This window comes from Mariniradius sediminis (assembly GCF_021491425.1).
Classification (GTDB): Bacteria; Bacteroidota; Bacteroidia; order Cytophagales; family Cyclobacteriaceae; genus Mariniradius; species Mariniradius saccharolyticus.
In genome coordinates this window covers 1-26,338 of the sequence record NZ_JAKEVZ010000023.1, presented here as the reverse complement: position 1 = coordinate 26,338, position 26,338 = coordinate 1, and the positions used below count along the sequence as shown (strand labels likewise).

26 protein-coding genes are annotated in these 26,338 nt (G+C 44.8%); 21 read left to right on the top strand and 5 right to left on the bottom strand.

The window, feature by feature from the left end; all coding sequences use genetic code 11:
- Positions 1–5: 5 nt before the first annotated feature.
- Both L0U89_RS19315 and L0U89_RS19310 read right to left on the bottom strand, forming a co-directional pair.
- Positions 6–740, bottom strand: a complete 735-nt coding sequence (locus tag L0U89_RS19315; protein ID WP_234863031.1) for a LytR/AlgR family response regulator transcription factor — start codon at positions 738–740, stop codon at positions 6–8.
- Positions 737–2,632, bottom strand: coding sequence for a tetratricopeptide repeat-containing sensor histidine kinase (locus L0U89_RS19310; RefSeq protein ID WP_234863030.1), 1,896 nt, complete (start codon positions 2,630–2,632; stop codon positions 737–739). Before L0U89_RS19310 ends, L0U89_RS19315 begins: the two co-directional genes overlap by 4 nt.
- A 229-nt stretch (positions 2,633–2,861) precedes the next feature.
- On the opposite strand from L0U89_RS19310, the gene L0U89_RS19305 reads away from it, so the two are divergent.
- The 9 genes from L0U89_RS19305 (at position 2,862) to L0U89_RS19265 (ending at position 12,277) form a co-directional block, all read left to right on the top strand.
- Positions 2,862–3,629: a hypothetical protein gene (locus L0U89_RS19305; RefSeq protein WP_234863029.1), complete on the top strand. Its 768-nt coding sequence runs from the start codon at positions 2,862–2,864 to the stop codon at positions 3,627–3,629.
- 707 nt (positions 3,630–4,336) lie between these two features.
- Positions 4,337–4,765, top strand: coding sequence for a nuclear transport factor 2 family protein (locus L0U89_RS19300; protein WP_234863028.1), 429 nt, complete (start codon positions 4,337–4,339; stop codon positions 4,763–4,765).
- Between the two features lie 72 nt (positions 4,766–4,837).
- Positions 4,838–5,473, top strand: a complete 636-nt coding sequence (locus L0U89_RS19295) for a DUF2306 domain-containing protein (RefSeq protein WP_234863027.1) — start codon at positions 4,838–4,840, stop codon at positions 5,471–5,473.
- A gap of 207 nt (positions 5,474–5,680) precedes the next feature.
- On the top strand, positions 5,681–6,682 hold the full coding sequence (locus tag L0U89_RS19290) for a c-type cytochrome (protein WP_234863026.1): 1,002 nt from the start codon (positions 5,681–5,683) through the stop codon (positions 6,680–6,682).
- Positions 6,683–6,783: 101 nt separating this feature from the next.
- The gene (locus L0U89_RS19285) at positions 6,784–7,965 is read left to right on the top strand and encodes an acetyltransferase domain-containing protein (protein WP_234863025.1); all 1,182 of its coding nucleotides are present in this window, start codon (positions 6,784–6,786) and stop codon (positions 7,963–7,965) included.
- A gap of 105 nt (positions 7,966–8,070) precedes the next feature.
- Entirely contained in the window at positions 8,071–9,375 is a 1,305-nt protein-coding gene (locus tag L0U89_RS19280; protein ID WP_234863024.1) for a Zn-dependent hydrolase, read from the top strand.
- A 2-nt stretch (positions 9,376–9,377) separates the two neighbouring features.
- The gene (locus L0U89_RS19275) at positions 9,378–10,181 is read left to right on the top strand and encodes a sterol desaturase family protein (protein WP_234863023.1); all 804 of its coding nucleotides are present in this window, start codon (positions 9,378–9,380) and stop codon (positions 10,179–10,181) included.
- A 20-nt stretch (positions 10,182–10,201) separates the two neighbouring features.
- Positions 10,202–10,711, top strand: coding sequence for a hypothetical protein (locus L0U89_RS19270; protein ID WP_234863022.1), 510 nt, complete (start codon positions 10,202–10,204; stop codon positions 10,709–10,711).
- Between the two features lie 81 nt (positions 10,712–10,792).
- Positions 10,793–12,277, top strand: coding sequence for a serine hydrolase domain-containing protein (locus L0U89_RS19265; protein WP_234863021.1), 1,485 nt, complete (start codon positions 10,793–10,795; stop codon positions 12,275–12,277).
- A 94-nt stretch (positions 12,278–12,371) separates the two neighbouring features.
- Here the strand turns inward: L0U89_RS19265 and L0U89_RS19260 are convergent, their stop codons facing one another.
- The gene (locus L0U89_RS19260; protein ID WP_234863020.1) at positions 12,372–14,357 is read right to left on the bottom strand and encodes a histidine kinase dimerization/phosphoacceptor domain -containing protein; all 1,986 of its coding nucleotides are present in this window, start codon (positions 14,355–14,357) and stop codon (positions 12,372–12,374) included.
- A gap of 258 nt (positions 14,358–14,615) precedes the next feature.
- Here L0U89_RS19260 and L0U89_RS19255 point away from each other — a divergent pair, with 258 nt between their 5' ends.
- The 7 genes from L0U89_RS19255 (at position 14,616) to L0U89_RS19225 (ending at position 20,799) form a co-directional block, all read left to right on the top strand.
- Positions 14,616–15,278: a DinB family protein gene (locus L0U89_RS19255; protein ID WP_234863019.1), complete on the top strand. Its 663-nt coding sequence runs from the start codon at positions 14,616–14,618 to the stop codon at positions 15,276–15,278.
- 108 nt (positions 15,279–15,386) lie between these two features.
- A complete protein-coding gene (locus tag L0U89_RS19250) occupies positions 15,387–16,151 on the top strand; it encodes a hypothetical protein (RefSeq protein ID WP_234863018.1) in 765 nt (254 codons plus the stop codon).
- A gap of 39 nt (positions 16,152–16,190) precedes the next feature.
- Positions 16,191–17,375 (top strand): alpha-hydroxy acid oxidase, encoded by a 1,185-nt coding sequence (locus L0U89_RS19245; RefSeq protein WP_234863017.1) that lies wholly within the window; start codon positions 16,191–16,193, stop codon positions 17,373–17,375.
- A 54-nt stretch (positions 17,376–17,429) separates the two neighbouring features.
- On the top strand, positions 17,430–18,329 hold the full coding sequence (locus L0U89_RS19240) for an alpha/beta hydrolase (RefSeq protein ID WP_234863016.1): 900 nt from the start codon (positions 17,430–17,432) through the stop codon (positions 18,327–18,329).
- Between the two features lie 6 nt (positions 18,330–18,335).
- The gene (locus L0U89_RS19235) at positions 18,336–19,064 is read left to right on the top strand and encodes a gamma-glutamylcyclotransferase family protein (RefSeq protein ID WP_234863015.1); all 729 of its coding nucleotides are present in this window, start codon (positions 18,336–18,338) and stop codon (positions 19,062–19,064) included.
- A gap of 17 nt (positions 19,065–19,081) precedes the next feature.
- Positions 19,082–20,254 carry a DmpA family aminopeptidase gene (locus tag L0U89_RS19230; RefSeq protein WP_234863014.1) on the top strand — a complete coding sequence of 391 codons (1,173 nt, stop codon included), beginning with the start codon at positions 19,082–19,084 and terminating at the stop codon, positions 20,252–20,254.
- A gap of 8 nt (positions 20,255–20,262) precedes the next feature.
- Entirely contained in the window at positions 20,263–20,799 is a 537-nt protein-coding gene (locus tag L0U89_RS19225; protein ID WP_234863013.1) for a nuclear transport factor 2 family protein, read from the top strand.
- 112 nt (positions 20,800–20,911) lie between these two features.
- Here the strand turns inward: L0U89_RS19225 and L0U89_RS19220 are convergent, their stop codons facing one another.
- The gene (locus L0U89_RS19220; protein ID WP_234863012.1) at positions 20,912–21,541 is read right to left on the bottom strand and encodes a hypothetical protein; all 630 of its coding nucleotides are present in this window, start codon (positions 21,539–21,541) and stop codon (positions 20,912–20,914) included.
- 3 nt (positions 21,542–21,544) lie between these two features.
- A complete protein-coding gene (locus L0U89_RS19215) occupies positions 21,545–22,192 on the bottom strand; it encodes a DUF4136 domain-containing protein (RefSeq protein ID WP_234863011.1) in 648 nt (215 codons plus the stop codon).
- 336 nt (positions 22,193–22,528) lie between these two features.
- Between L0U89_RS19215 and L0U89_RS19210 the strand changes: the two genes are divergently transcribed.
- The 5 genes from L0U89_RS19210 (at position 22,529) to L0U89_RS19190 (ending at position 26,171) form a co-directional block, all read left to right on the top strand.
- Positions 22,529–22,966 carry a DUF4440 domain-containing protein gene (locus L0U89_RS19210; RefSeq protein WP_234863010.1) on the top strand — a complete coding sequence of 146 codons (438 nt, stop codon included), beginning with the start codon at positions 22,529–22,531 and terminating at the stop codon, positions 22,964–22,966.
- A gap of 4 nt (positions 22,967–22,970) precedes the next feature.
- A complete protein-coding gene (locus L0U89_RS19205; protein WP_234863009.1) occupies positions 22,971–23,729 on the top strand; it encodes a hypothetical protein in 759 nt (252 codons plus the stop codon).
- Between the two features lie 34 nt (positions 23,730–23,763).
- Entirely contained in the window at positions 23,764–24,486 is a 723-nt protein-coding gene (locus L0U89_RS19200; protein WP_234863008.1) for a hypothetical protein, read from the top strand.
- A gap of 264 nt (positions 24,487–24,750) precedes the next feature.
- Positions 24,751–25,212 carry an IS200/IS605 family transposase gene (gene tnpA / locus L0U89_RS19195; RefSeq protein ID WP_234863007.1) on the top strand — a complete coding sequence of 154 codons (462 nt, stop codon included), beginning with the start codon at positions 24,751–24,753 and terminating at the stop codon, positions 25,210–25,212.
- A gap of 200 nt (positions 25,213–25,412) precedes the next feature.
- The gene (locus L0U89_RS19190; protein WP_234863006.1) at positions 25,413–26,171 is read left to right on the top strand and encodes a DUF6090 family protein; all 759 of its coding nucleotides are present in this window, start codon (positions 25,413–25,415) and stop codon (positions 26,169–26,171) included.
- Positions 26,172–26,338: the final 167 nt, after the last annotated feature.

Here is a 26,338-nt window from a genome sequence, read left to right as displayed (position 1 = left end):
TGAGTTCAGACTTTTTGGATGTTTTTCATGAGGTCTTCCTTGTACATTTTTCCGATTGGGAGGACCTTGTTGTTGATCTCCAAATAGGAATCTGCCACCGCATCCAGTTTTTTGAGGTTAACCACGAATGACCTGTGAACCCGGAGGAAATTTTTGTTCGTGAGTTTTTCGCATACTATGTTCAATGTGTTTACGATCAGGTAATCCTGGTCTTTGGTGTAGATGTGGCAGTAATTTCTATCAGCCTCTAAGTAAAGTATCTCGTCCAACATGACCTTGACCAATTTGCCATTGGTTCTGATAAAAATCCGGTCTTCCAGTCCCTCGATCAGGTGGTTTTGCTCTGTATCTGGTGCTGGGTGTTCGTTGATTTTTTCGACCACCAGTGCTATAGTGCGTTCGAGATTCAGTTTATTGAATGGTTTGGAGATGAATGCATATGGGCGGGTTTCCTTAGCCCTTTCGAAAGAGGCGTCGTCGGAATTTGCCGTCAGGTAGACGATGGGGATGTCCAATGTTTTTTGAATCGCTTTGGCTGCTTCCACGCCATCGATTTTCCCCTTGAGCTGGATGTCCATCAGAATAATATCAGGATGGTTTTCGAGTGCATGGTTGATTGCGTCTTCTCCACGTGTCTCAATCCCAGTGACTTCATAGCCTAGGTTGCTGAGCTGGAGGGAAATATTAGCTGCTATGATCATGTCATCTTCGACGATCATGAGCCTGGTTCTGTTTGTCATGCTGCTTTTATGGTTTGGAATTCGAAGGAAACTTCAGTTCCCCTTTGTGTCGTCAAGGTCATTTTTCCGTTCAATTGCTGCGTCAACAGTTTAATTAAATGGATTCCAAATCCTTGATTGTTTATATGTTCTTTTTGGCAATACCCTATGCCATCATCCGCCACGGTTAAATGAAGGTGGGAATCTAATTCTGAAAGGCTGATTGAAATTTTCCCTTTTCTGTTTTCTGGAAATGCATACTTCAGGCAATTGGTCATAAGTTCATTGACAATCAGGCCAATTGGGATAGCCCGGTCTACATCCAGTTCCAATTCTTCCATTGGACAGTCCAGCGATACCCTGTCTACTGCATCGAACGAATCAATGATAAAAGATCCGAGACTCAAAAAATATTTCTTCATTTCAATGGCGGAGAGATTCTCTCCTTGATAGAGATTTTGGTGGATCATGCCGATACTTTGTACCCTGTTTTGACTTTCCGTCATGATCGTCTGCAGGTCAGGATCAGCAATATGTGCCGCCTGCAAAGACAATAGGCTCGAAATTGTCTGCAGATTGTTTTTTACACGATGGTGTACTTCTTTGAGAAGAAATTCCTTCTCCCAATTCTGTTTTTCCAGCAGCAAACTGTATTTCTGTTTTTTTAAAAAAACCCTGAAGAGAAGGAAAAGGAATAGCACAAGAAACCCTGCTAATGTCATGATGAAAAGCTGAAGCACTTTTTGTTGCTTAAGTTTTTCGGTTTGGAGTGAAATGGTATTTTCCTTAGCCCTGAGTTCCAAACGGGTTTGGATTTCAGCTAATTTGTTGTCCGTGGCTACATCAAAGACTTTTCCATTGAGGTAATGGTATTTTTTGTAAGCCTCAATCGCTTTGTCAAATTCTAGGGTGCCTTCGTAGGCTCTGCTCAATTCGAAGAAAATCAGGCTTAGGTGAAAGTCGTCCCCAAAATTGTCGCCTGCAAGTCGAATGCCTTCAGTCAAATAAGCGATTGCGTTGCCAAACTGTTTTTCTTCATTTTTCAGTTTCCCGAGCGCAAGAAGCGAACGGATGATCATAAAATCGTTTTCCAATAGCTTTGCATATTTGAGAGCTGCTTTGCCGGATTGCTCGGCTTTTTGGAGTTCTCCCATTTTGGAGTGAAGTTGGCACATAGCAATGTAGGTGTCACTGAGGTTGTTGTAGAAGCCATACTGCTCCCCAATCTCCGCTGCAAGGTCTAGGTAGGGCAGGGCCTCATCCAAGCGGCCTAGATCTATCAGGTTGTTTCCCATTACATGCAGCGTGAAATCGTAATCCAAGTCATTGATGCCCCTTTCTTCAAACAAAGCCAAAGATTTTTGGCCATACTCGACGCCCATGTCATACTTCCCCTGCTTCCAAAAAAGGTTGCTCATGTCCGAATACGCCATCGCAATGGCTTTTTTGTCCTGATATTTTTCGCCTAATTTCAGGGTCTCTTCTGCAAATCGGAACGCTTCCGCCAATTCTCCCCTCCGCTCATAGACATAGCCTAGATTGGTCATCAATAACCAGGATTCTTCCTCGGGAATCTTTTCTTTGGCACTTCTAAGAACCATCTCCGCCATATCGAGTTCTTCCATTCTCAGGAGAATAGCGCCTTGAGACACTTGTAGGCGGCCTTCCCAAAGCTTGTTTTCTGCATGTCTGACTTCTTCCAAGCCTTCCTCAATAATTTCCAATGCGCGGCTTAGGTTTCGGGTATGGTAATAGTATCCGAGATCATTGTAGACACGGAAGCGCAGGCTCACATTTTTGATTTCGGGTAGGTGGCGCTCCAGCACATCAAGATACTCCGGGCCGAAATCATCGTTTACCTCAAAGACCTGCTGGTACTCATGGATGCCGTTTTTAACAGTTATTTGAGCCATTAGGCTCAATGGCAAAAAAAGTAGCAGAGACCATAAAAAACGTTTCATCAAGGTAATATAAGCATAAAAATATGTATTTGATTTCCAACGATTTTGGCCTATACACGCTCCGATAGAGAAAATCCCTCATTGGGACACTTTTTGCCTATTTCTGTCCTAGGCCGCACCGAAATCCCGCATTAAAAAGGGAGATTGGCCTGAGTTTTTAGATAACCTTAAATAAGATACTATGAAAAAAGAATTGAATTGTTTCACCATTGCGATGATGGTGCTGGCCCTGAATTGGACTTTGCCTTCATCGTCCCTAGCGCAGACCGAACCGCTAGGTCGCTTGATGTCTGTGACTGAATTTACGATCAAGCCAGGTCACGAAATGCAGTTCAGGGAAGGCGTAAAGGCTTGGAAAGCCTGCTACCTTGAAAACAAAGGTGAGTGGACCTGGAGGCTATGGCAAAGGCAACAGGGAGAGGGGAGCGTTTTTGTGCTGGCGTCCGATATGGCCAACTGGGCAGAAATGGATAAAACTGATGAGCCTGGGAATAAATGCCAGATTCATGCCATGAACTTGATCAATCCCCACATCGAAAAAGCCACTTCGCATGTGACCCGATTTCAACCCGGGATCAGCAAAGCATCGCAGCTGACAGAAGATGTGATCAGAGTATCATTTTACGACCTTAGCCCAACTCACGGGTACAAAATGATGGAGGTGGTCAAAGAGGTGGAAAAAATCAGAAAAGCTGCTGGTATGGAAACCCCTGGCTATTGGTACCAATGGCAAACATCAGGGCCCGAAAGCCCAAGTTTTCACCATGTGATGCCTTACAAAGATTATGCTGCCATGGATATTGTTCAGGAGGCAGTTTGGGAAACGGTTGAAAAAAGTGCAGGAAAAGCCAAAAAGGATGAACTTCAGGCAGCATTTCGTTCTTCTCTCCAGAATACTTGGAGCTATGTGTACAAATTGGATAAAGACCTCAGTCGACCAAGCAAGTAATTTATTTGAGTAACCCTGATTGAACAAACACAGATAGTTTAGTTGATTGGATCGGGCGGCGGCAATTTGGGTAGATTTTTTGCCAATGCCCGGTTTTTTCGATTTTTCTGAGGAAAAGCGTGGCAGGCGACTTTGCTGCAAATACCTCTTCCCGATTCCGCAATCAGAAAGCGAATTTTTAGATGGGATCACGGATCGTGTCCTTTGGCTGACCCTGATCACGAGTATCGTTGAATTGGCGATTTTGAGCAATTGTGTTTCATTTAGCCACATTATCAACTTTCCACTTAATCTAAGTCTTCATTGTTTTTCGGGGGCAAATCGGATGAGTTGATTCCAAATTGAACAGACCTATCGGTCGAAAAGAAAATTGTGCTTTTTGGCTATCAATTTCCAAGTAGCTCATAGTTCGAAGTAAGATTTTTTACTTTCGGTTTTACCTACCGACTTGGAAGCATCAAAACCCTGGTAATAATGAAGGAATAAGATTTGGATATTTTTTGTAGGGTAAATAATTCCAATAATTCGGAAAGAAAAGGGGTTGTTTCGTCCCTGATACCTTCATATCCAAAAATGGAATGAGTAAATTTTATTCAGCAATGCGCTTATTGGCAAGATGTCAAAGCTGAGTAAAAGCAGTTTGCCAGGAACTTGAATTGGAAAGTAGAAGTATAGGTTCATTTACCCTTAGCAAGAAAACCCATTTTATGAAAACACTTGAACATGAACAAGAAAACGCGGTTCAAAACCGGTCAATAATTGATGGTCTTTATAATGCTTTTGCCATCGGCGATATCCCTACCGTTTTGGCGAGTATGGATTCAAACATAGCCTGGAATGAAGCAGAAGGGAATCTATATGCTGATGGCAATCCATATATCGGGCCTCAAGCAGTATTGAATGGCGTTTTTGCCCGGATCGGCGCGGATCATGAATATTTCAATCTGAAGGATATTGTGTTGCACGAGATGTTCAACGGTAAAGTGTTGGCCACTCTGCGCTACGATGCCCTTCATAAGAATGGGAATCATTACAATGCACAGGTGGCACATTTCTGGACCTTAAAGGATGGGAAAGTGGTCGCCTTTCAACAATATGTAGACACCAAAAAATTAAGCGACGCATTCGCGCGCTAGGACCGATCCGTTCTCTTGTCATAGAATACCCGTGAATCCAGTGCCACACGGTTTTCCATCCAATTTAAAGCCATGCCCAAACCTCTTACCCTTGTTCCCGACACCCGCCAATCCTGGCTGAAACTGGCTTTTTGGATTTTGCTGATCCTGTTTGCCATAAAGTATATCATTGAAGATGCCATTCCATACTTTGGATTGGATGAGGAAGTGTTTGGCAGGTTTTGGGGCATGAAATGGCCTTTGGTGGGACATATTTCCGGGGGATTGTTGGCATTGGTGTTGGGTCCGTTTCAGTTTTGGGCAGGTTTCAGAAACAGGTACCTGCATGTCCACCGCTGGATGGGAAGACTCTATGTGGCTGGGATTTTTGTCGGTTCGATGAGTTCGATTACCCTCGCGCTCACCACTGGGATGGCGATTCATTGGAATTGGGCACTTTCACTGATCGTTTTAGCCTTTGCCTGGATATCGACTACTGGCATGGCTTTCAGATTTGTGCTTTTGAAGCGGATCAATTTGCACAAAGAATGGATGATCAGAAGCTATGTCGTCACGTTTGCCTTTGTCCTGTTTCGGTTTTTGAACAGTTATCCGCCCATTGTAGAAAACGCGAATTTCCTGGAACGGGGCGCTACCTTGATTTGGGTATCCTGGGTGATTCCATTGCTTATCACAGAAATGGCACTTCAGTGGAATAAGCGTCAATAGGTTCTTATGATTCCTATGCGCCAAGAGGGTGTAGGCAGACTGGATGCCTAGGTTATTGTTCCAGTAAATTTCAAGTAGCTGAGCTTTCTCTCACGTTGATGCTCATGAAGATTTTCGAAGTAGGAAGGTGAATGAATACAATTGAAAATGAACACTTTGAGTATTAACGGAGACTCACCAAATCCAACCACAAACTGATCCAACGCCATGTTAAAGAAAATCATCTTCGGAATATTGATTCTCCTGATTGTTGTCATCGGGGGATTTGTTGCATACGTGCAGATGGCCTACGACAAAAAGTATGACATTGCCTATCCAAATCTTGAGGTAAGCACGGATTCGACCGTAATCGCACGTGGAAAATACCTCGTGCATGGCCCTGCCCATTGCTCCAATTGCCATGTGGGCTCTGTGAAGGACATGATAGCCGCTGATGCCGGCCAAGCAATTCCACTCAGTGGAGGAGTCAGATTCACCATGGGCCCTCTTGGAAGTATGTTTACGAGGAATTTGACTCCTGATCCAATCACCGGAATTGGGAGGTATTCGGATGGAGAATTGTTTCGTATGATGCGCCATGCGGTCAAGCCGGACGGCACGGCGACGATGTCTGTACTGATGCCGTTTTGGGATATGGCCGACGAGGACTTGATCGCCGTGGTATCCTATTTGCGGACCATGGAGCCTGTGCAAAACGAGGTTGGTGCCAATGAATGGACGTTTATGGGCAAAGCTGTGCGTGTTTTTGCATCTTCATTTCATCCGATCGAAAACCCCAAGCCCTATCCGAAAGCTCCTCCAATGGAGGCGACGATCGAAAGAGGGGAGTACCTTGCAAGGTATGTAGCCAATTGTGTGGGATGCCATACAAACAGGGACCTGATGACTTTTGAAGCCATTGGTCCAGAGTACGCCGGGGGAATGGAGTTTGAGCCTTGGCCGGAGTTTGCACTTGCAGTTGGTGGAGACCCCGAGGCTTGGATGCGGACACCCAATATCACACCCCATCCCAATAGTGCCCTTTCCAAATTCAAGACAGTGGACGAGTGGAAAGAGCGGTTCCGTCAGGGTCGATTGATCAATATTTCCCAAATGCATTGGGGTCCGTTTTCGCGCATGACCGATGAGGACTTGGAGGCGTTGTATTTGTATCTGATGAGCCTCGAACCGGTGGAATATGATAAAGGGGAATTAATGTTTAAGAAATAAATGTAAAAAATGAGTTGCTTAAGAGTTGGACTATGGCCCTTGGACCATTTTCCAGTTCTTTTTTCGAAACAAATAAACGGCAAAGTCCAATCTGATTTTTGATGAATTATATTCCTGTAAACCACAACAGAATCACTTCCCTCGATTTCGTAAAAGGCTTGGCGATGATCATCATGGCCTTGGACCATGTCCGCGATTATGTGCATGCACCGGCTTTTTTGTTTGATCCGGCAGATCCGACTCGAACGACTTTGCCGATTTTCTTTACCCGCTGGGTCACTCATTTCTGCGCCCCTGCATTCAGTCTCTTGGCCGGTATGTCGGCCTATCTGGTTGGTAGGAGAAAGTCCAAGAATGAATTGTCAGCATTTCTTTTGAAACGGGGGATTTGGCTGATTTTCGTAGAACTTACACTTGTGAATTTCGGATGGCTGTTTGATTTTGGGCATGGGACGATTTTGTTGCAAGTCATATGGTCCTTGGGTATCAGCATGATCGTTTTGGCGGGATTGGTGTATTTGGAGAGGCGTATTTTGCTGGTTTTGAGCCTTGTGCTGATTTTTGGGCATAATCTGCTGGATGATGTCGGTTCGGACGATTCAATAGGTTGGGCATTGCTGCATCAGCTCAATATATTTATGCTATCCGATAATCTGATGTTTGTTGTCGGTTACCCCATCATACCCTGGATCGCAGTGATGTCCTTGGGCTATGTTCTCGGTTCTTACTATGATGGTAACGTCGATGCGGGTACAAGAACGCGTACTTTTAATTTGATGGGTGCGATGGCATTAGTGCTGTTTGTCACCCTAAGATGGAGCAATGTCTATGGCGATCCTATCGATTTCCAGCAATTCGGTGTCATTTCCAAAAGCCTGGTGTCATTTCTTAATCCAACGAAATACCCGCCGTCACTTTCGTTCTTGTTGATGACTTTGGGCGGGACATTGCTGCTCTTGGCCAATTCCGAGAAATGGAAAGGAAAGGCGGTGGATTTCATCTCTACTTTCGGCCGTGTCCCGTTCTTTTTCTACATCATCCATATTTACCTGATCCATTTGATCGCTTTTGGATTAGCGACTTTGACTGGTTTTGGTTGGGAAAAAAACATGGTTTTGGTCACTTGGGGCATTAGTGAGAATCCAATTCCCGGATACGGATTTCCACTTTGGGTAGTGTATGTCGTTTGGGTTTCGGTGATCTTGTTGCTGTATCCGATCTGCAGGAAGTTTGACCAGTATAAGCGGGGCAATAAGGATAAATGGTGGTTGAGCTATTTTTAATGAAAGACCATGGACGATAATCAATAACCCATAGCTGATATGCAAGCATTCAAAGTTTTTTGGATATTGTTGAGATGAATAAATCAACCTTGAAACGTTAAAACAATGAAATTACGATTACTTGCATTCGCCTTTTTACTATATCTCAACGCTGTGTTCGCCCAGGAAAGCGTCTCAACGGGCCTAATCAAAGTGAATGAGCAGCGCATCGAGCAGCGGATCTTCGAATTGGCAAGGTTTGGTAGAAATGAAAAGGGCGAGGGTCAACGTACCGCATACAGCCAAGGGGATATCGAGGGACGTGCCTACTTTATGGAATTGATGCAAAAAGCAGGGTTGGCGGTAAGGATCGATTTTGCAGGGAATATCATAGGACGTAGGGAAGGTAAAGACCCGAGCAAAAAACCGATTGCTTTTGGTTCCCATATCGACATGGTCCCTAATGGCGGAAACTATGACGGCGCCTACGGTGCCATCACGGCCCTTGAAATCATCGAAGTCCTCAATGAAAACAAGATCATCACCAACCACCCCTTAGAGGTCATTATCTTCCAAAACGAGGAGGGAGGCTTGGTCGGCAGTCGGGCCATGGCGGGGAAACTGAAAAAAGAAGCCCTCTCACAAACGAGTGCCAGCGGTTATACGATTGCCGAAGGCATCAAACGCCTCGGTGGTGATCCCGAAAGATTGCAGCAGGCAGCCCGCAGAGCCGGAGATTTGGCGGCATTCATCGAGGTCCATATCGAGCAAAGCAAGGTGTTGGAATCACGCGGGATAGATATTGCCATCATCGAGGGGATCGTGGGCATTGAGGATTGGGACATAACGGTGACGGGACTGGCGAATCACGCGGGAAGCACGCCCATGAATGATAGACAGGATGCCTTGATAGCAGCGTCAAAGCTTATCTTGGCTGTAAATGAGGTCGTCAATAGCTACGAGGGAAGCCAAGTCGGCAGTGTCGGCAAGATATCTGTCCCCTCAGGTGCACCCAATATCATTCCGGGAAGAGTGGAAATGAGCCTGCAAATGCGCGACCTTTCTACCGAGAAAATCATGAAGATGTATGCGGATATTGAAAAACGAGCCCAAAAGATCGCAGAAGAGACCAATACCCAAATCGCTTTTGAACACCTCAACCTCTCTTCTTTTCCAACCCTAGCCAGTAAAGAAATACAGGATAGAATGATCCAAGCAGCCGAATCACTTGGGATTTCCTACATCAAAATGCAAAGTGGTGCTGGACACGATACCCAGGAAATGGCAGCCTTGGGACCTATTGGGATGGTGTTTATCCCCAGCAAAGACGGCATCAGCCATAATCCCAGGGAATATTCCTCCTCAGTACAAATGGCCAATGGCGCAAACGTGATTTTGCACACGGTCCTATTGCTGGATAAAAATCAATAAGGATGAAGACAATAGAATACTTGCTCACCATTGACCTCAATTATGTCGTCGTTGTATTGATCGCGGTGTTTTTCACGCTCGAACAGGTCCTGAACACACAGTTTTACTTCAAAAACAGGCTTGGACACCTTGGGCAGGCTATATTGTTTCAGGTTGTATTTTTTGTCCTTAACCTGTTTTGGGCGGCAATTTTTGTTTTTTGCGTTGATTGGCTCAATCAAAACCAAATCGGACTGTTTTATCAAATAGCGATTCCGGTATGGCTCAAATTGATTTTGGGCGTGGTGTGCATCGACCTGATGGTCTATTGGTTCCATAGAATGTCTCATACCTTTCCGCTTGTTTGGAAATTTCACAGGGTACATCATAGCGACACGACCATGGACTCCTCGACCTATTTGAGAGCCCATCCATTTGAAGTTATATTTTGGTTTGGATCAGCTTCACTCTTGGCTGTTGTGATTTTTGGATTGGACATGCAAACGGTTGGGCTTTACTTTCTAATTGTCACGCTTTTTCAGGTTGCAGAGCATGCCAACCTCAGGTATCCAGCATGGCTGGACCGGACTTTTGGATTGGTTTTCACGACACCCAACCAGCACAAAATCCACCACGATCAGGATCAGCAATACACAGATTCAAATTATGCAGACATTTTCATCCTTTGGGACAGGATCTTCGGGACATACAAATACAAACCTGTGGAGCAGCTCAAACTGGGCTTAAAGGAATTTGAAGACCCTCACAAGCAGACATTCTGGTATTTGATCATAAGTCCGTTTGTCAAAAACAAATCAATTGAATAGGGAGCATAGGAAAGACACTTATGAAAAATACGGTTTTAGGTTTCCTCGGACTTTTCCTCTGGTCCTCAGCCATTGGCCAAGCATTGGGTGATCAATACGGAAAAGATGTCAAGTCAATAGAGGCCATTATTGATGCCTATTATGAGGTGATTTCAGGCTCAAGTAAAGATCCTTGGCAATTTGAAAGGGATAAATTCCTGCATTCGGCAAACGCTGTGATCATCAGACTCGACGATCAGGGAAATGCCGAATATCATTCCTTGGAGCAGGAGTACATTCCGATGCTGCTCCATCCAAGGGAAAATTTATATGAAATCGAGCTCAAAAGAGAAGTCCGTCATTTGGGCAATATCGCCCAAGTTTGGAGTGCTTTTGAGATAAGGACAGATCGGGAAAAGCCTAGCAATAATCGGGGTTTGAATAGTATCCAACTTCATTTTGAGAAAGGTAGGTGGTATATCGATAGTTGGACCGTGCAGATGGAATCCGCAAATAATGCCTTGGTACAGGAATTTTTAGATCAAAAATAAATCCACTCTGCACATCTAAGCCAGTGCTGGGGTTTGAGTAGTTCGTGAGTATAACCTTGATTTTCCAATATGAGAATTCCAATGAAGACATCCCTTCTGGCTTGTTTGATTCTTAACGGCCTGATTTGTCATGCGCAAGTATCGACACCGGAAGCACGCGTCAAAATGTTGGCCCGTGCCGCAGAACTTGAACTTGGGACAGCATATAAAGCCCCTCCAGGTGACGCACTTTCCCACCATACAGCTGGTTATGCCAAGATTATGTGCTCCGCGGTTTTTATCACGGGGCTTTCACCTGAATTTGCAGCGGAGAATGTGGGATATTTTACTGCGCCTTATGCAGAACGGGCAAAAGTTGGAAAACCATCAATCGATTATGATCGGAAGTCGGTTTCCATTCAACTTCCAAATGGAGTGGTCCGGACGGCGGTTTACACCGGTGACCAAGGCTGTGTTTGTTTGCCTGAAGGAAGTGGTTCTTTGAAGTTCAAACCTGAAAAAGTGGTCCGCAGGCTGCCAGATGCCGCTACCACTCCCTGGCCGATGGGTGATTTGCTTCCAGGCGGAAGCAGCCCTTCCAACGTTGACATGAACTTGGTGAGGAAGGCAGTTGACGTGGCATTTGCTCCGGATGAAGCGCTGACAGCGGCGTTTGTGGTCACATATAAGGGAAGGATCATCGGCGAACGGTATGGTGAAGGTGTCGATAAAAGCACACCCTTGGAAAGTTGGTCCATGGGAAAGAGTCTCTCCGCCACCCTCATGGGGATTCTGATTCAGCAGGGCGTATATACTTTGGACCAGCCTGCGCCGATACCCCAATGGCAGGGAAAGGACGATGGAAGATCCAAAATCAGGATTATGGACATCATGCACATGTCAAGTGGCATTTATTGCCGAGCCCCTCAGGACCCTGATTATGATCCTTCGTTGGGTTACCCCGACCATTTGTACCTCTACACAGGTGGGGTCAATTCATTCGAATATGATGCCAGTTTGCCCCAACAATGGCTACCCAATACTGTTGGGCGTTACCGCAACAGCGATCCCGTACTAATCAATTATCTCAACCGCTTGGGCATCGAAGGCAAAGGCGAGAATTACCTCACATTTCCCCAAAGAATGTTGTTTGATAAGATAGGCATTCGGACCATGGTAATGGAGACGGACCCTTATGGCAATTTTTTGACCCAAGGATATGAGTTTGCATCTGCCCGAGATTGGGCCAGATTGGGCAATTTGTACCTACATGATGGAATTTGGAATGGAGAGCGGATTTTGCCTGAAGGGTTCACAAAGTTTGTAAGCACCCTTGCCGAACCCTGGTTGGCTGATGGACGACCAATTTATGGCGGCTTATTTTGGATCAATGGGGATGGTGCGTTGCCCATTCCCAAAGATGCCTATATGATGCTGGGCGCAGGTGGACAGTCCGTGACAATCATCCCCTCACATGATTTGGTAGTTGTCCGACTCGGGCACTACAAGGGTCAGCAAGCGGGTGGCAAGTCTTTAGACAAAGCCTATGCTTTGCTGATGGAAGCGGTTCCAAAAAGTAAGGATTGAATTTTAGCATCCTGAGGGATCGAGAAAAGCGTGAGATGAAATGTACCAATTTGCCGGATTCTATAGGAAGTACGTTCCCGATCCAATATCACATTCAACTACTCCCCGTCACCTGCCTTTTGAAATTGATTAGGATTTTGGTCCCATTGCTGATTTCCTGAATCAATTGGCCGTCTATCTGACGGGTGAGCAACTCCACCAATTGGGTGCCGAAGCCAGTTCCTTTCACTTCCGCATCTATAGGTTTGCCTACTCCATTGTCACTGATTTTGAGTTGGAAGTCCTGGCCATTCAAATGTGCCAGACTCAATTCGATATTCCCTTTTTCGCCATTTGGGAAAGCGTATTTCAGTGAATTGGTAAGCAACTCATTGACGATCAACCCCAAGGGAACTGCTGTATCGACGTCCAATTCGAGTTCCTTCATTTCTACATTGACTTTGATTCTTTCTGATTCGCTGTAAGAGTCAAGGATATTGATGCAAAGGTTCTCGAAATAATTTTTCATTTCAATAAATGCCAAATGCTCGCTTTGATAGAGCTTTTGGTGCAAAATCCCCATAGAATGCACCCTGTTCTGGCTGGCGAGCATAACTTCCTGCATGGTAGGGTCCTCCATTTTGGCCGATTGAAGGGCTAGTAAACCTGATACTACTTCCAAGTTATTTTTTACCCGATGATGAATCTCCTTCAGCAACAGCACATTCTGGCTATTCTTCAAGGAAAGCTCCTTTTGGGTTTTGGTAAGGTCTTTGATCGTGTCGTTCAATTGTTGGGTCCTTTCTTGCACCTCCTGCTCCATGGCGAGGAAAAGTCTACCATACTGATGGGTGATGTAGATGTAAATACCCAAAGGATAGCTGATGTATAGTAATATCAAATCCACATAGTACATGAATGTGCTTAATGAGATAAGCTCCGCATTGAACAATCTGTTGACCAATAGGAAAAACGAAGTTCCAATTGCTCCGATGGTCACGTATACTGCCCCTCTATTTTTTTCCTTGATGGCGCTCCGCATGATAACGACCATCAAAACGATGATCGAAAGAATGATGCTGGCATCAAAAAGGATAAAATTGAAAACAGGAACAAAATAATTGGTGGTTCGTAGGAACGCCAACCATACGAGGTGCTTTGTCCAATAGAATCTTTGAATTCTAAATAACAAACTGAGGGAATAGGGCAGCAAAGCATAACCCAAACCAAAGGAGGTTGAATTCAAAATACTGCTGAAAATCGGATTGGTGAACCCGTCCAGTTCAACAAACAGTAGGATGTGCGCACAAACAGCAGCGCATAAGAAGAAAAATGTGATCAGCGTAATCACGAGATATGGTTCCTCCTTGCGGAACTTAAAGTACAGCAGCAGATGCAGTACAAAGAGAATCAATAGCACGGCAACCAGTACTGATAGCGTGGCGAAGCTGTTAGGGTATCTGAAATCCGAATACCTGGCTCTGACAGCGGTGGAAAAACCGATATTGAAAGCGAGATTTTCAGAAAAGTACTTGAATATCCTAAAGTTATTTTTTGCCTGATGGTTTGAATATCTGACCGCAAGGGTATAGACATTTTGTGGGGTGATTTTCAAAGGCCTATCCGGTGAATAGTTGGGGGTAAAGGTTTGCTCCAGTTTGCTATCGGTTGAAAAATTCCCATAGGTTTCCACCAACTCCCCATTCAGATAAATCTCGGCAGCACCCCAAGAGTAGAAATATAGCCTTTCTATAGCTTCGATGATCTTTGGGTCGGCCGTAAAGCGAATCCTCCACCAGCCATAGCCAGACCACAAGCTATCCGGCATCCGATAAGCCTTTAAGTCTATTGGGTTTATCTTGTGCCAATCGGTATCGTCAAAATCGGGCTTGGCCCATTCAAGATTGTCTCCAGGCTGGTACTTCCAATTGTCTTTAAGATCCAACTCCAACAAACCTTCTTTGAATAAACTTTCGTTGATATGAGGTTTTTGCGCATAGGAGTCTAAAATGCTGAAATAGAATAAAATAAAGGTGATTGTTGAAAAGTATGGACATTTCAATTCGTAATTCTTCAAAATGATATGGGTCCTATACAGCATTAATCAAACATAGATTTATTTTCCGGAATTAGCTGAAAAACTTTCTTTTTTGGGAATCAAACGGGGAAAAATTGGTCGAATAAAAACGGATGCTGAAGTTTTCATGCTTTGGCTATTCTCGGAAAGTTTTCGGCGTCGTTAGGGAAGTATTTTGCGCGTTTTGTCCCATCGCCTAATTGAAATGGACTTTGATTGGTTACCTTATTTGGACCGTCTATGTTCCGAGTAAAGTTTTTGCCAATCCTACAATTTGCCCATATGAACTCAAAAAAACCTTCTACCCGCAGGGATTTCATGAAATCTGCTGCGGTTATTACCTCGGGAACCTTTGGTCTCTCCATAGCACCGCATTTTAGCACTGCTGCACCCTTGCCGATCGAAGACAGGCTCAATGTGATTGGGCCAAGGGAAGGATTTGCGCCGTATATCGGAACCTTGCTATCCATGATGACCTGGATGCGGGATGTGATACTGAGGCCTGTTGAAAAAATGAATGTGGAGCAGCTGGATTTTTTGCTCGATGAAAACTCCAACTCCATTGGAGCTATGCTGCTCCATTTGGCTGCCACGGAGCGTTTTTATCAGATCCATACTTTCGAGGGAAAAAAATGGGGGGATTTTCCCAAGGAGGATTTGGATCGGTTTGAGGTGGCGATGAACCTTGGCGATGAAGCCAGGAAAACCATCAAGGGCAATTCCTTCAACTACTACCTTGAAATCATGACGGAAGTAAGGGAGAATACCATCAAAGAGTTTAATAAAAAGGATGACAATTGGTTGATGAAGGTGGATGAGGATTTTCCTTGGGGCCCGACCAACAATTACTGCAAGTGGTTTCATGTCTGCGAACATGAATCCAACCACAACGGTCAATTCAAATACATCAAAAGCAGGCTCCCTGGAGGGAAATTCAGCAAGTAATAATTAATTGCCTGTCAAATTGAAAGCAAAAAAATGGAACCATCAAAGCAAATATCTTCTGAATATCATGGTCATTCTACCTCTGTCCCAAAAAAACTGAAACAGGGTATGTCAAATGTAACCAACCGAATATTCTTTCCTAACACCGTTTGGTTTCTGTTCCTTTTGGTTCCCTTCATTGCGATAGGGTTTTGGCCGGGATATTGGTCCACGCTTTTTGGAGACATCAACTCCTCTTCTGTCATTCACATCCATACTGTATTGATCATGGCCTGGGTGGCGATGAGCCTTGCGCAACCACTTTTGATTCTAAAAAAGAAAATACAATGGCATCGCAGGCTAGGAAAAACAAGTTATATCCTGATGCCCCTTGTTCTGATTAGCTTGTATTTTTTGATTCAGGAACGGTATCTGCGCCGACTTTCACGAATGAGTGAAAGAGTAGCTTCCGGAGAAATACAAATGACCTCTGAACAGATTTACAGTTCTGCTGCTGCTTCTCTTGATTTGGGTCTGGTTTATTTTTTGCTGTTGGCGGGGCTATATTCTTTAGCAATCATCTATCGAAAGCGAATCCTGCATCATGCCACCTTCATGTTTGGGGCTATTTTGACAGCCTTGGGCCCTTCCGTAGACCGCATTATTTTTCAGTTTTATAGCCCCGAGGGGGTAGTGATGAATTACACAGCCTCATATGCAACCTTGACTTTCACTATACTGCTTTTGGGAGCATTGGCATGGTACCAAAAACGCAAAGGCTACAGTTCAAAACCTGCATTGATCACGATGGGAGCTTATATCGGAGGTGTATTGTTGATTGAATTTGGCTCAAAGACATCGGCCTGGCAGGTAGTGGTGGAGAGTTTGTTTTGAGCTCTTTTCACGATGTTTTAATTTCTGAAATCAAAAAAAATGAACAATCTAGATATCTACCCACAGACTGACATACAGCGCCGTAAGTTTATGGAGTGGATTGGTCTGTCAAGTTTGGCTTTGGCAATACCGGGGATATCGCTTTCAGGATGCACATCAGGTCGATTCCAGGAAGTTGAAAAGCAGGACTTTAAAAATGTCTTTGACTTGGAAAGGTTGTCCCGAAAAGTCATGGGAGACGATGCCATTGAATACCTGAATGGAGGTGCCGATGACCTGAAAACAGTGAAGGCCAACCTTGAGGGATATGATAAAATTCAAATCAGAGCCAGGGTTTTAATTGATGTAAGCAATATCTCCACAAAAGTTGAACTGTTTGGGCAAAGCCTTGAAACTCCCATTATTTTAAGTCCGGTCGGATTTCAAAAGTTTTTTCATCAAGAGGGGGAGGTGGCAACGGCAAAAGCAGCCGCTTCCCGGAAGCATCAGATGATGCTATCTACCGTTTCAAATTATTCGGTATCGGAAGTAGCTGCTGCTTACGGTCCCAATCTGTGGTTTCAATTGTATCCGACTCCGGACCGAAAGATTACCAAAATACTCCTTGAGAAAGCAGAACAGGCAGGTTGTCCGGTCTGTGTGTTGACAGTAGATACACCGGTAGTCGGGAATCGGGAAACTAGTGCGACAACGCTGTTTAAACTTATCGACGCCGGAGAACTCAAAATGGGAAACCTTGACGGAATCCTTCCTGAAGGCATGAAATTTACCGACATGACAGTCACCTGGGAGATCATCGATTGGCTTCGCGCCAATTGTAATATGAAAATAGTCATCAAGGGAATTGTGACAAGAGAGGATGCCGCTCTCGCTCTCCTGCATGGTGTCGACGGGATTATTGTATCCAATCACGGTGGAAGGCAGTTGGAAAGCAACCGGGGAACGATTGAATGCTTACCCGAGATAGTTGAAGAAGTCAAAGGCAGAATTCCGGTTTTAATCGATGGAGGAATCAGAAGGGGGACAGACATATTCAAAGCATTGGCAATGGGTGCGAATGCAGTTTGTATCGGAAGGCCGTTTTGCTGGGGACTGGGTGCCTTGGGCCAAGAGGGAGTGGAAATCGCGTTGGACATTCCTAAGGCCGAGTTGATTCGGGACATGCAACTCGCCGGGACGCCTTCGATTGAAAAGATCACAGGGGATTTTGTAGTCGTGCAATAGTCAATAGGGAGCTTATGTATCAGTGCTTAAGAAGTTATAATTAATTGTTTTCGGATGAAAAGACCAATCCCAATTATCTTACTCGCGCTCTTTTTTTCAATTTCCTCCTCGGCCTTTTCGCAAAAGCTAGCTGAAGTTCATGATTTCTCTCCCGAAGAAAAGGGTGTTGCCTACCAAATTTTGAAAGACGTCTCCTACGGTTCAGATGCGGAGCAAACCATGGATATTTATCTTTCCCAAAAAGCAAAATCCTTTGGTAAACGAAACTACACGATTGTGTTTCTGCACGGTGGTGGCTATTACTTCAACGACAAACGTCAGGAGGAAAGGTACATCGAACCTTACCTGAAGAAAGGCCTGAATATCGTCAATCTGAATTACAGATTGAAAAGAGGGATTCCCCTTGCCACGAGTGACTTGACACATGCTTTGAATTTCCTCGCAGCCAATAAAGGTGTCTATGATTTGAATTTGGGCAAAGTGGTTGTGACAGGCTTTTCTGCGGGAGCGCATATCGCGACCAATGTAGCTTTTGCCCAAAACAATCCGGAGTATCCCGATAAGTTGGATGATGGTATTCGGATCGTTGGCGTCATCAATTTTTCCGGACCTGTGGATGGATTGGATGTGGTGGAAAGGGTTTTTACGGAGCATGAGAATGAACAGTACAAAGCAGTGGGTCGGGCACTTTTTCCTGCGGAAGGTTATGAATCAAAAGAAAACCTAGCCATCTATCAACCGATCACCTATTTTGATCCAAAAGACCCACCTATTTTTCTGTGGCATGGGGGCTTGGATGATCAGATTCCTGCTAAGACTTTTGAAAGGTTTGTTCCTTTGATGAGAACAAATAAAGACTTGAGAATCTACCTTCCCGAGTCAAGGCACAGCCCCACCAAAGATGAATTGGAAAAGGCGTATATTGAGATATTTAGGTTTTTGGATGGTTTATAAGAAAATATGAAATTATTATTTACTCTAATGATTCCGGCTGTTATACTCCTCCTTGGAAGTTGTCGGGAGAAATTGGAAACCTTCAAAATCCCTGACGGACACGTTGCCATGTTTGGCTATGGTTCCTTGATGTCCAAAAATTTGATTGAAACCGGTCTTTTGGATAAGGCTTATCATGGACCGTTTTTACCTGCGCACCTCAAGGGTTACAGGAGGTCATGGACTTTTGCCTGGCCGACAGACCTTCCTCTATACAATGTGGACAGTACCTTTTCCAAGGATTATATACTGGTCGAAGGAGATACCGTCTATCCGAAATACCTGCATTACCTCAACATCCGTGAAGATGCGAACACAGTCATCAATGGGGTGCTTTACGTGGTGCCCGAGGCCGACTTGCCCCTGTATGATGCATGGGAATTGGGGTATGAGCGATTTGAGGTCACCCATTTGATCCAAGGATATACCATTGAGGGAGGTCCGGTATTTGCTTACAAGGCACTCCCTGATTTTACATGGGAGCCGAATGATGATTACCAGCAGCATGTCGTTGACAGCGGCTATTGGAAGATCATCGAAGATGCCTTTGTCTACTGGGGAGAGGAATTTGCAGCTGAATTCAGACAAAATACAAAGCCATTTGCCCCGTCAATCCTTCGCGAAACCAAAAAGATTCCATGGACCGATCCTCCGATGGAAAAAGTAAAGGAGTTGAAAGCGATGTTCAAGTACTAAACCTGATAACACCTGAAATGAAAAGACTATTTGCGTTTATCTTTCTCGGTCTGTGCTGTTCTGTGTCTTATGCGCAGAAACCTCGGGCAAGGGACTTGGGCGTTCCCTTTGCCGGAACCACAGGCACCTTCAATGCCATCACTGATGTTAAAGGGGTGGAAGTCGGATACAGCACCATCATCGCAGGCAGCGGGGAGAATATCGCAGGCAAGGGACCAATTCGAACCGGCGTCACCGCAATTTTCCCGAGAGGAAAGGCGCAAAAATTCAGCCCCGTATTTGCCAATTGGTACAGCCTGAATGGAAACGGAGAGATGACCGGAACCACTTGGTTGACCGAATCCGGCTTTTTGGAAACCCCTATCATGATCACCAATACCAACAGTGTTGGTGTGGTCCGGGATGCAGTATTGAAATGGTATGTGGACACAGATTGGTATAGGGGAGAGGAATGGTGGTACACTTATCCTGTGGTAGGAGAAACCTACGATGGCTTTTTGAATGATATCTATGGCTTCCATGTCAAAGAAGAACACGTGCTCGAAGCGATCAACAATGCGGCAACAGGGAAAATCGCCGAAGGCAACGTAGGTGGAGGCACAGGGATGATGTGTTTGGGATTCAAAGGAGGAACCGGAACCTCATCCCGAGTTGTAAATGTCAAGGGTGAATCTTACACCTTGGGTGCTTTGGTTCAAGCCAATTTTGGGAGAAAGCCGAATCTGACCATTGCTGGCGTTCCAGTTGGAATGGAGTTGTTGGATACTTTGAACAACGAATTGAAATTGCCTCCACAGTCCTATCGGAAAGAAGGCGACGGTTCCATCATCGTCGTTGTCGCAACAGATGCGCCTTTGTTGCCGCATCAGTTGAAGCGGATAGCGCAGCGGGTCACAATTGGAATCGGGCGGACTGGCGGAATAGGAACCAATGGCTCCGGGGATATTTTTATCGCTTTTTCTACAGCTAATCCGGATGCTTTTCAGCGGTCTGATTTATCAGAAGTCGATATTCTTCCCAACGACCTGATCGACCCTCTTCTAGAAGCTACAGTTCAGTCTGTCGAGGAAGCCATCATCAATGCCATGATCGCAGCCGAAACCATGGAAGGAATCAATGGGAATAATTCCTATGCATTGCCGCATGGATTATTGGTAGATGTACTTAAGAAATACAATCGAATAAACTAAAAGCCAATATGAAGAAATCAATAGCTCTACTTTTCCAAATTTCTGCTTTGATCGGGTTGATAGCCATCGGTGCCTGTAGCCAAAAGGACAACGTAACAGAAGGAGAAACAACGCCCATGCTCGCTAAGTCCGAATTGGAAGATGCAGCCTGGCATATGGAAGAACTGTACTGGGAATATGTCCAGAAAATCGACACGGTCGCCTACAAAACCCTCTGGCACAATGACTTTATGGGCTATCCGGGTTTTGGGGATGGAGTATCTGACGTAAGAAAAATTGCCAGTTGGATACCTGATTTGCATAAAGACCCGGATCTGAAATACAGCTATACCCTTCACAAAAAAGGATCAAACTCCATTGAGGATGTGGTGATGGTATTCTACGACACGGATTATTTCTGGACTGACAGTCAAAATCAGGTGGTCCGCAAGGAGACATATAAGTTCACCCATACCTGGAAAAAAGTGGATGGAAAATGGCTGATTCTTGGAGGCATGGCGGCGATAAAGAATCAAGAGGTTTTGGGAACAGAATCGGGAAAATAAACACTTATCAATTTAGCGGAATATTATAGGCCGGCCTTGTCTGCAGAAAGTGATTTTGGCAAAAAAAAATCCTGCCTCAAAAGAAGCAGGATCTTTTTTCAATTGGATTTTTTTACAAATACCGGCTCTTTATCCCTACGCTGAATACTAAGAACGAATAGTTGAAGGGCTGATTGCTATGCAGGAAGAAATTGTAGCGTGTACTCAGCGTGAGCGAGGTGACGCGATTCAGCGGAAGATCGATGCCCACTTGTGGCGTCATGGCAAAGCTTGTGATCGTCCTTTGCTCCTCAAAGAAACCAACCTGCATCACTTGATTGGAATGGGCAACACCCAGACCCAAGCCCACCCAAGGCATAATATCTGCATCCTCGGTGAAGGTATAATGCACCGTTCCCTGGAACGGGAAGGTATTGATCGTGCGAAACTGGTTCCCATTGATCGCGGCATTGCCGTTGTTCAAGTCTTGTGTAAAATTGTCCACCCGCTGCGCAAAAACCTGCCAACCGACCAAAAAACCGACAGAAAGCTTGGGTTTGATGCCCCATCGGTTTTCGATGCTGACGCCGCGCCAGGACATTTGGCTGATGAAGTCCTCGGACATTTGACCCAGGGGAACCGCCACGTCGTAATTGACGCGAAAGTTGTTCACCCGAAAATTCGGGATGCGGTTGCTGTTCGTTTGTGCATTTGCGGAGATGCCAAACGTGATGATGGCGATAAAAACGAGTATCTTTTTCATCGGTTAGCGCTTTAGGTAAGGTGATTGGATAAACATCTGATCGATTGCTCTCAGCGTGCGGTTGTTCAAGTTGGTATTGCTGCCTTGAAACAATCCCGCACCGACCCCATACCATACTTCGGGGATGTTTTGGTTTCTCTGGGAGAGGCGCTTTCCGTCAAGTAGCTCTACGATGATCGATCCCGTCCGGATATTGGAGGTAGTGACGACGGGCGGGAAGAAGCAGCAGCCTCCCCAGCCCCAGCCTCCCCAGCCGCCCCAACCTCCCCAGCCACCCCACCAGGTGTTGAAGTAGTTGTCTGAGCGGTTGACGCTGACGAGTACGAGGTAATCTGCCTGCGTGGCCTGATTGATGTTGGTGATTTCGGTGTACCCGGCTTGGTTCATATTGGTGCGAACCCGCGCCAGCACTTGGTCCAGGTCCACCTCCAAATTCGTGTCGGAGACATTTGGATCGGTCAGGACGATGACTGTATCCGCCAAATAGTAAGTTTGGATCGCGGGATTTTCGAAATCAAAGTCGGGTTCTGACTTTTCGGTAAATACAGAGTCGAAATCCGAAACAAATTCTTGGCTGATGGGATAGCAAGCGCTCAACAACAGTACTGCAACAAGCGTCAGCCCCTTGAATAGTTTGGTTAGTTTTTTCATCGAAGGAACATTTGATCCCAAAGGTAGATATATTCTTTACAACTAATTCCGATTTAAATTTTCTTTTCTCTGGTCAGGTACCTCTCTGGGGACTTCTCCCGTTCTGGCGCTTCTCCAAAAACAGCAATTCGACAGGTCCTGCCTGTGGAGATACAGGATAACTTTGGATACAGTAAACCTCCTCCGAAAAATAAAACCAATCATTGGGGAAGAAATTCATCCCTTTCGTCCTTGTTGGAAGCAATGTGAGAGTTCATGTTTTTATCTTCTTCATCGATTCTTTTGCAAAATCCCGCGATGAGAAATATTCTTTTCACTCCTTTTTCTGAATCGCCCATGAAAACAATACTTCTTTCATTTATAGGCGTTTTGGTAATCACCTTCTGCTTTGCGCAGGACTCTGATGTATCACAGATCCTTGCGCAACGCGAAGCCTCCAATCAAGCCCTCCGTGCTTTTGACGAGGACTTGAATGCAACTTTCTCTACAGCCGATGCCTTTATCACTACGGGTGCAGGCGCCCTTATCGCTGGAAAGGAAGCGCTATCTACTTACCTCAAATCCCAAAAGGGGCCCAAGATGTATTGGATCCGGACTCCGGATGAGGTGATCGTCAATCCCAAAACCATGTTGGCATGGGAAACAGGCACTTGGAAAGGATACTATGAAGACTCAGATAAACCAGTAGTGGGAGGGAAGTACTCCGCCCAATGGACCAAAGCTTCCGGGACTTGGCTAATCCGATCTCAGTTGTTTGTCACACTGGAAAATTAGGCAGATGGAAGAAAATCAAACTCCGGAAAATCGGCTCGATGTCTCAAGTATAGAGCTGATCAGCGCCCTGAAAAAGAAGAACTGGAAATCCTATTTCAAGGAGTTCTTTATGCTGTTTTTGGCCATCTCCCTGGGCTTTTTTGTAGAAAACCAACGGGAGACCTATGTGGAGAATAAAAGTGCCAAAGTCCTCGCCCAATCCATGTTGGCGGATTTGGAACAGGACAGAGAAGCCCTGCAGGAAGCGATCCGATTTGCGCAGGAGAAAGATCAAACCATGGAAGATTTTCTCGATATGCTTCACGCTCCAAGGGCCACTTGGGATACAATGGCCATCTACCAAGGCATCACAAAGGTTTTCACCACCTTTCCCTTTGCTCCGACTGACGGCACTTATTCCCAAATGAAATCCTCGGGTACGCTGCGGTATTTCGATCAAGAGCTGGTCAACCAAATGAATGCCTATGACAACCAGTTGAAGAAGACAGTATTCCGGGAGGAGATAGTCGAAAAGGCCGAATGGGAACTTGTTCCCTTTGCTGCGACTATTCTCAATTTTGAAGTGACGGGGGAGTTGCGCTTCGACAGGCCAGTCACCAAGACGATGTATATCAAGATCCCGGACCAAAATACCTTGGAAATCTTCATCAATAAAATCGTGACAGTCAGGACTATGATGGGGCGTTCCCTTCAGGAGTACAAAGTGCAGTTGGAAATCGGTGAAGATCTGATCGAGGAGATCAAAAAGAAATATCGCTTGTAGTACCGGTTACCTATAATGAATTGATTGTGTCCCTATGAAACGAATCCTCCACCTTCTTAGAGAAAAATGGCCGGAATACATGATCGAGATTCTGGTGCTGATCATCGGTATCTATGGCGCTTTTGAGCTGTCCAATTATGGGGAAAATAGAAATCTGAAGCGAGCTGAACTTGAAATCCTGAAAGGCTGTAAAACCGAACTTACTACTGATTTGGGGGAAATCAAGCTGAATATGGAGGAGCTGGGAAAAAGCGAAAGAGCCTTGGATTTGATTCTGGGAGTACTGGAAAATGACGGCGTTTACCATGATTCGTTGGCCTTTCATTTCAATTACACCCTTTTGCCGATCCACTTTGTCCACTCGACCAGTTCCTTCGAAACCGCCAAATCCAGGGGATTGGACATCATTTCTAACGCCGAAATCCGTAATAAGCTGATTGCAGTCTATGACTCCCAATATGATTTTTTCCTCAAGGCGGAACAGGAAGAATTGGCCGAGGTAGAACACAATATGAGGTACATTCTGCCGAGTCGATTCGAATCCGGGTGGAATTTTTCCGGGAAATCCACCTTTGAGGGAAACATGGTTCCCTTGGACTTTGAATCCCTTAAAAAGGGCAGGGAATATCTGTATTTTATCAAAACCCAGCGCAATCGCACCGGGTCTTATATCGGCTTCTTTTATGAAAACCTGAGGAAATCCGTGGAAGGGATGATCCAAGATTTGGAGAGGGAAATAAAAAGATTGGATAGATGAAAAGAACATAAGCAATAGAATAGAAAAAAAGAAATAATAGGACAAGCATCTTTCGCAAAACTCGCAAAAACTCCTTCAGGAAAAGAAGGACGGTAGTCCCTTTAGGGACTTGATATGGGTAGAACTTGCGATTAGCCATGCCCCCCCGTGCCTTTAGGCCTGCCCGTCCGGCAGGCGGGTACGGGATATGTCAGAAACCCTAAAAATGAATTTAATTGCATACCTGCCTACTGGACAGACGCATACGTAATATATTTCACAGCCATGGCAAATACCTACACACAAATTCATATTCAAGCTTTTTTTGCGGTTCAAAACCGGATATCCATCATCAACAATAACTGGAAAGACGAGCTGTATAAGTACATCACAGGATTGATTCAAAATCACGGCCACAAAGTTTTGCAGATCAACGGAATGCCTGACCATGTTCATATACTGATCGGTTTTAGACCAACACAGGCATTGGCAGATTTGATGCAAATGGTGAAGGAAGATTCATCCAAATGGATAAATGAGAAGGGTTTTGTCAATGGAAAATTTTCCTGGCAAGCTGGGTATGGAGCTTTTTCTTATTCAAAAAATCAGGTACCAAGGGTAATCAAGTATATTCAAGATCAGGAAAAACATCATTCAAAAAGATCTTTTCTAGAGGAATATGAAGAACTTCTGAAAATTCATGAGATAGAATTTGATCCACGCTATATTTTCAAACCGATTGAATAACTATATGCTGTACCCGCCTCCCGATCTTCAGGGGGGTACGGGATATATGAGGAACCTTTTCGCATTACAAACTATATGGCGTACCTGCCTACCGGACAGGCAGGCCTACGGCACGCTAATCAATTCTACCGATCTGTTTTCTACCCATATTTTGTCCCTATGGGACAATGTTTAAAAAAAGACTCAGTTACCCGATTCCAATGATCGCAATTTTCCGAAAAATCCGCCAAAAACTCCTCGCCGAAAACCGGGTAACACGCTATCTTGTCTATGCCATCGGAGAAATTGTACTCGTGGTCATCGGAATATTGATTGCCCTGAGCATCAATACCTGGAATGAAAATTTGAAAAACAAACACAAGGAGAAATTGATCCTGAAAGACCTTCATCTGGAATTTCAAAAAAACAAAGAAAAACTTCAAGCCACGATTAAGCTACATCGGAACGTCCTGAACGGCACCAATGCAGCGCTGGAATTGATCAATGAACCGGATGATGTTCTCGCAAAGCATAATCTGGACAGCCTTATTGCGATAAGTCTGGATTATGGGGATTTTAGTCCAAGTCAATCCGTTCTTGCAGATTTGATTTCTTCAGGCAATCTCAACCTTATTTCCTCAGAATCGCTGCGCCTATTGATTTTTGACTGTGGAAGTGCCATCGAAGAAAAGGAAGAAAGCTACGAAACAATGGATGAGACTAGTCAAAACCTGTTTCTTCCCTACCTTACAAAAAATACCTCGATGAAGAACATCGATCAGTATTCCCTCTTGAAGGGAACGGGAAAGTCAAGACTAAACCCTCAAGTCCACAAGCTGTTTCAGGAACTGGAATTTGAGAATCATTTGGACAATCAAGCCTGGGGAATCATCAATTATCTCACTAAACTAGAGCGACTCGAGGCGCTCGCGGACCAAATCATTTTTCTGTCAGACCCTGACTTTGAACCCAAACCATGATTTTTTTCTGTAGAAAAATGCCCCAAAAACTCCTCCAAAACCTGCCTGTATTCTAAGATTAAAGCAAATGGAATAGTACAATTTTACTGATTTTTTTAGGCTGCATACTTGTGGATTTCTACATATGGTGAGTCTCTGTCTATGACAGCAAAGATTCTCGAAAGCAG

Bases quoted from the DNA above. Each gene is read 5' to 3' on its own strand.
- L0U89_RS19315 (WP_234863031.1), bottom strand. From the start codon at position 740: ATGACAAACAGAACCAGGCTCATGATCGTCGAAGATGACATGATCATA.
- L0U89_RS19310 (WP_234863030.1), bottom strand. From the start codon at position 2,632: ATGGCTCAAATAACTGTTAAAAACGGCATCCATGAGTACCAGCAGGTC.
- L0U89_RS19305 (WP_234863029.1), top strand. From the start codon at position 2,862: ATGAAAAAAGAATTGAATTGTTTCACCATTGCGATGATGGTGCTGGCC.
- L0U89_RS19300 (WP_234863028.1), top strand. From the start codon at position 4,337: ATGAAAACACTTGAACATGAACAAGAAAACGCGGTTCAAAACCGGTCA.
- L0U89_RS19295 (WP_234863027.1), top strand. From the start codon at position 4,838: ATGCCCAAACCTCTTACCCTTGTTCCCGACACCCGCCAATCCTGGCTG.
- L0U89_RS19290 (WP_234863026.1), top strand. From the start codon at position 5,681: ATGTTAAAGAAAATCATCTTCGGAATATTGATTCTCCTGATTGTTGTC.
- L0U89_RS19285 (WP_234863025.1), top strand. From the start codon at position 6,784: ATGAATTATATTCCTGTAAACCACAACAGAATCACTTCCCTCGATTTC.
- L0U89_RS19280 (WP_234863024.1), top strand. From the start codon at position 8,071: ATGAAATTACGATTACTTGCATTCGCCTTTTTACTATATCTCAACGCT.
- L0U89_RS19275 (WP_234863023.1), top strand. From the start codon at position 9,378: ATGAAGACAATAGAATACTTGCTCACCATTGACCTCAATTATGTCGTC.
- L0U89_RS19270 (WP_234863022.1), top strand. From the start codon at position 10,202: ATGAAAAATACGGTTTTAGGTTTCCTCGGACTTTTCCTCTGGTCCTCA.
- L0U89_RS19265 (WP_234863021.1), top strand. From the start codon at position 10,793: ATGAAGACATCCCTTCTGGCTTGTTTGATTCTTAACGGCCTGATTTGT.
- L0U89_RS19260 (WP_234863020.1), bottom strand. From the start codon at position 14,357: ATGCTGTATAGGACCCATATCATTTTGAAGAATTACGAATTGAAATGT.
- L0U89_RS19255 (WP_234863019.1), top strand. From the start codon at position 14,616: ATGAACTCAAAAAAACCTTCTACCCGCAGGGATTTCATGAAATCTGCT.
- L0U89_RS19250 (WP_234863018.1), top strand. From the start codon at position 15,387: ATGTCAAATGTAACCAACCGAATATTCTTTCCTAACACCGTTTGGTTT.
- L0U89_RS19245 (WP_234863017.1), top strand. From the start codon at position 16,191: ATGAACAATCTAGATATCTACCCACAGACTGACATACAGCGCCGTAAG.
- L0U89_RS19240 (WP_234863016.1), top strand. From the start codon at position 17,430: ATGAAAAGACCAATCCCAATTATCTTACTCGCGCTCTTTTTTTCAATT.
- L0U89_RS19235 (WP_234863015.1), top strand. From the start codon at position 18,336: ATGAAATTATTATTTACTCTAATGATTCCGGCTGTTATACTCCTCCTT.
- L0U89_RS19230 (WP_234863014.1), top strand. From the start codon at position 19,082: ATGAAAAGACTATTTGCGTTTATCTTTCTCGGTCTGTGCTGTTCTGTG.
- L0U89_RS19225 (WP_234863013.1), top strand. From the start codon at position 20,263: ATGAAGAAATCAATAGCTCTACTTTTCCAAATTTCTGCTTTGATCGGG.
- L0U89_RS19220 (WP_234863012.1), bottom strand. From the start codon at position 21,541: ATGAAAAAGATACTCGTTTTTATCGCCATCATCACGTTTGGCATCTCC.
- L0U89_RS19215 (WP_234863011.1), bottom strand. From the start codon at position 22,192: ATGAAAAAACTAACCAAACTATTCAAGGGGCTGACGCTTGTTGCAGTA.
- L0U89_RS19210 (WP_234863010.1), top strand. From the start codon at position 22,529: ATGAAAACAATACTTCTTTCATTTATAGGCGTTTTGGTAATCACCTTC.
- L0U89_RS19205 (WP_234863009.1), top strand. From the start codon at position 22,971: ATGGAAGAAAATCAAACTCCGGAAAATCGGCTCGATGTCTCAAGTATA.
- L0U89_RS19200 (WP_234863008.1), top strand. From the start codon at position 23,764: ATGAAACGAATCCTCCACCTTCTTAGAGAAAAATGGCCGGAATACATG.
- tnpA (WP_234863007.1), top strand. From the start codon at position 24,751: ATGGCAAATACCTACACACAAATTCATATTCAAGCTTTTTTTGCGGTT.
- L0U89_RS19190 (WP_234863006.1), top strand. From the start codon at position 25,413: ATGATCGCAATTTTCCGAAAAATCCGCCAAAAACTCCTCGCCGAAAAC.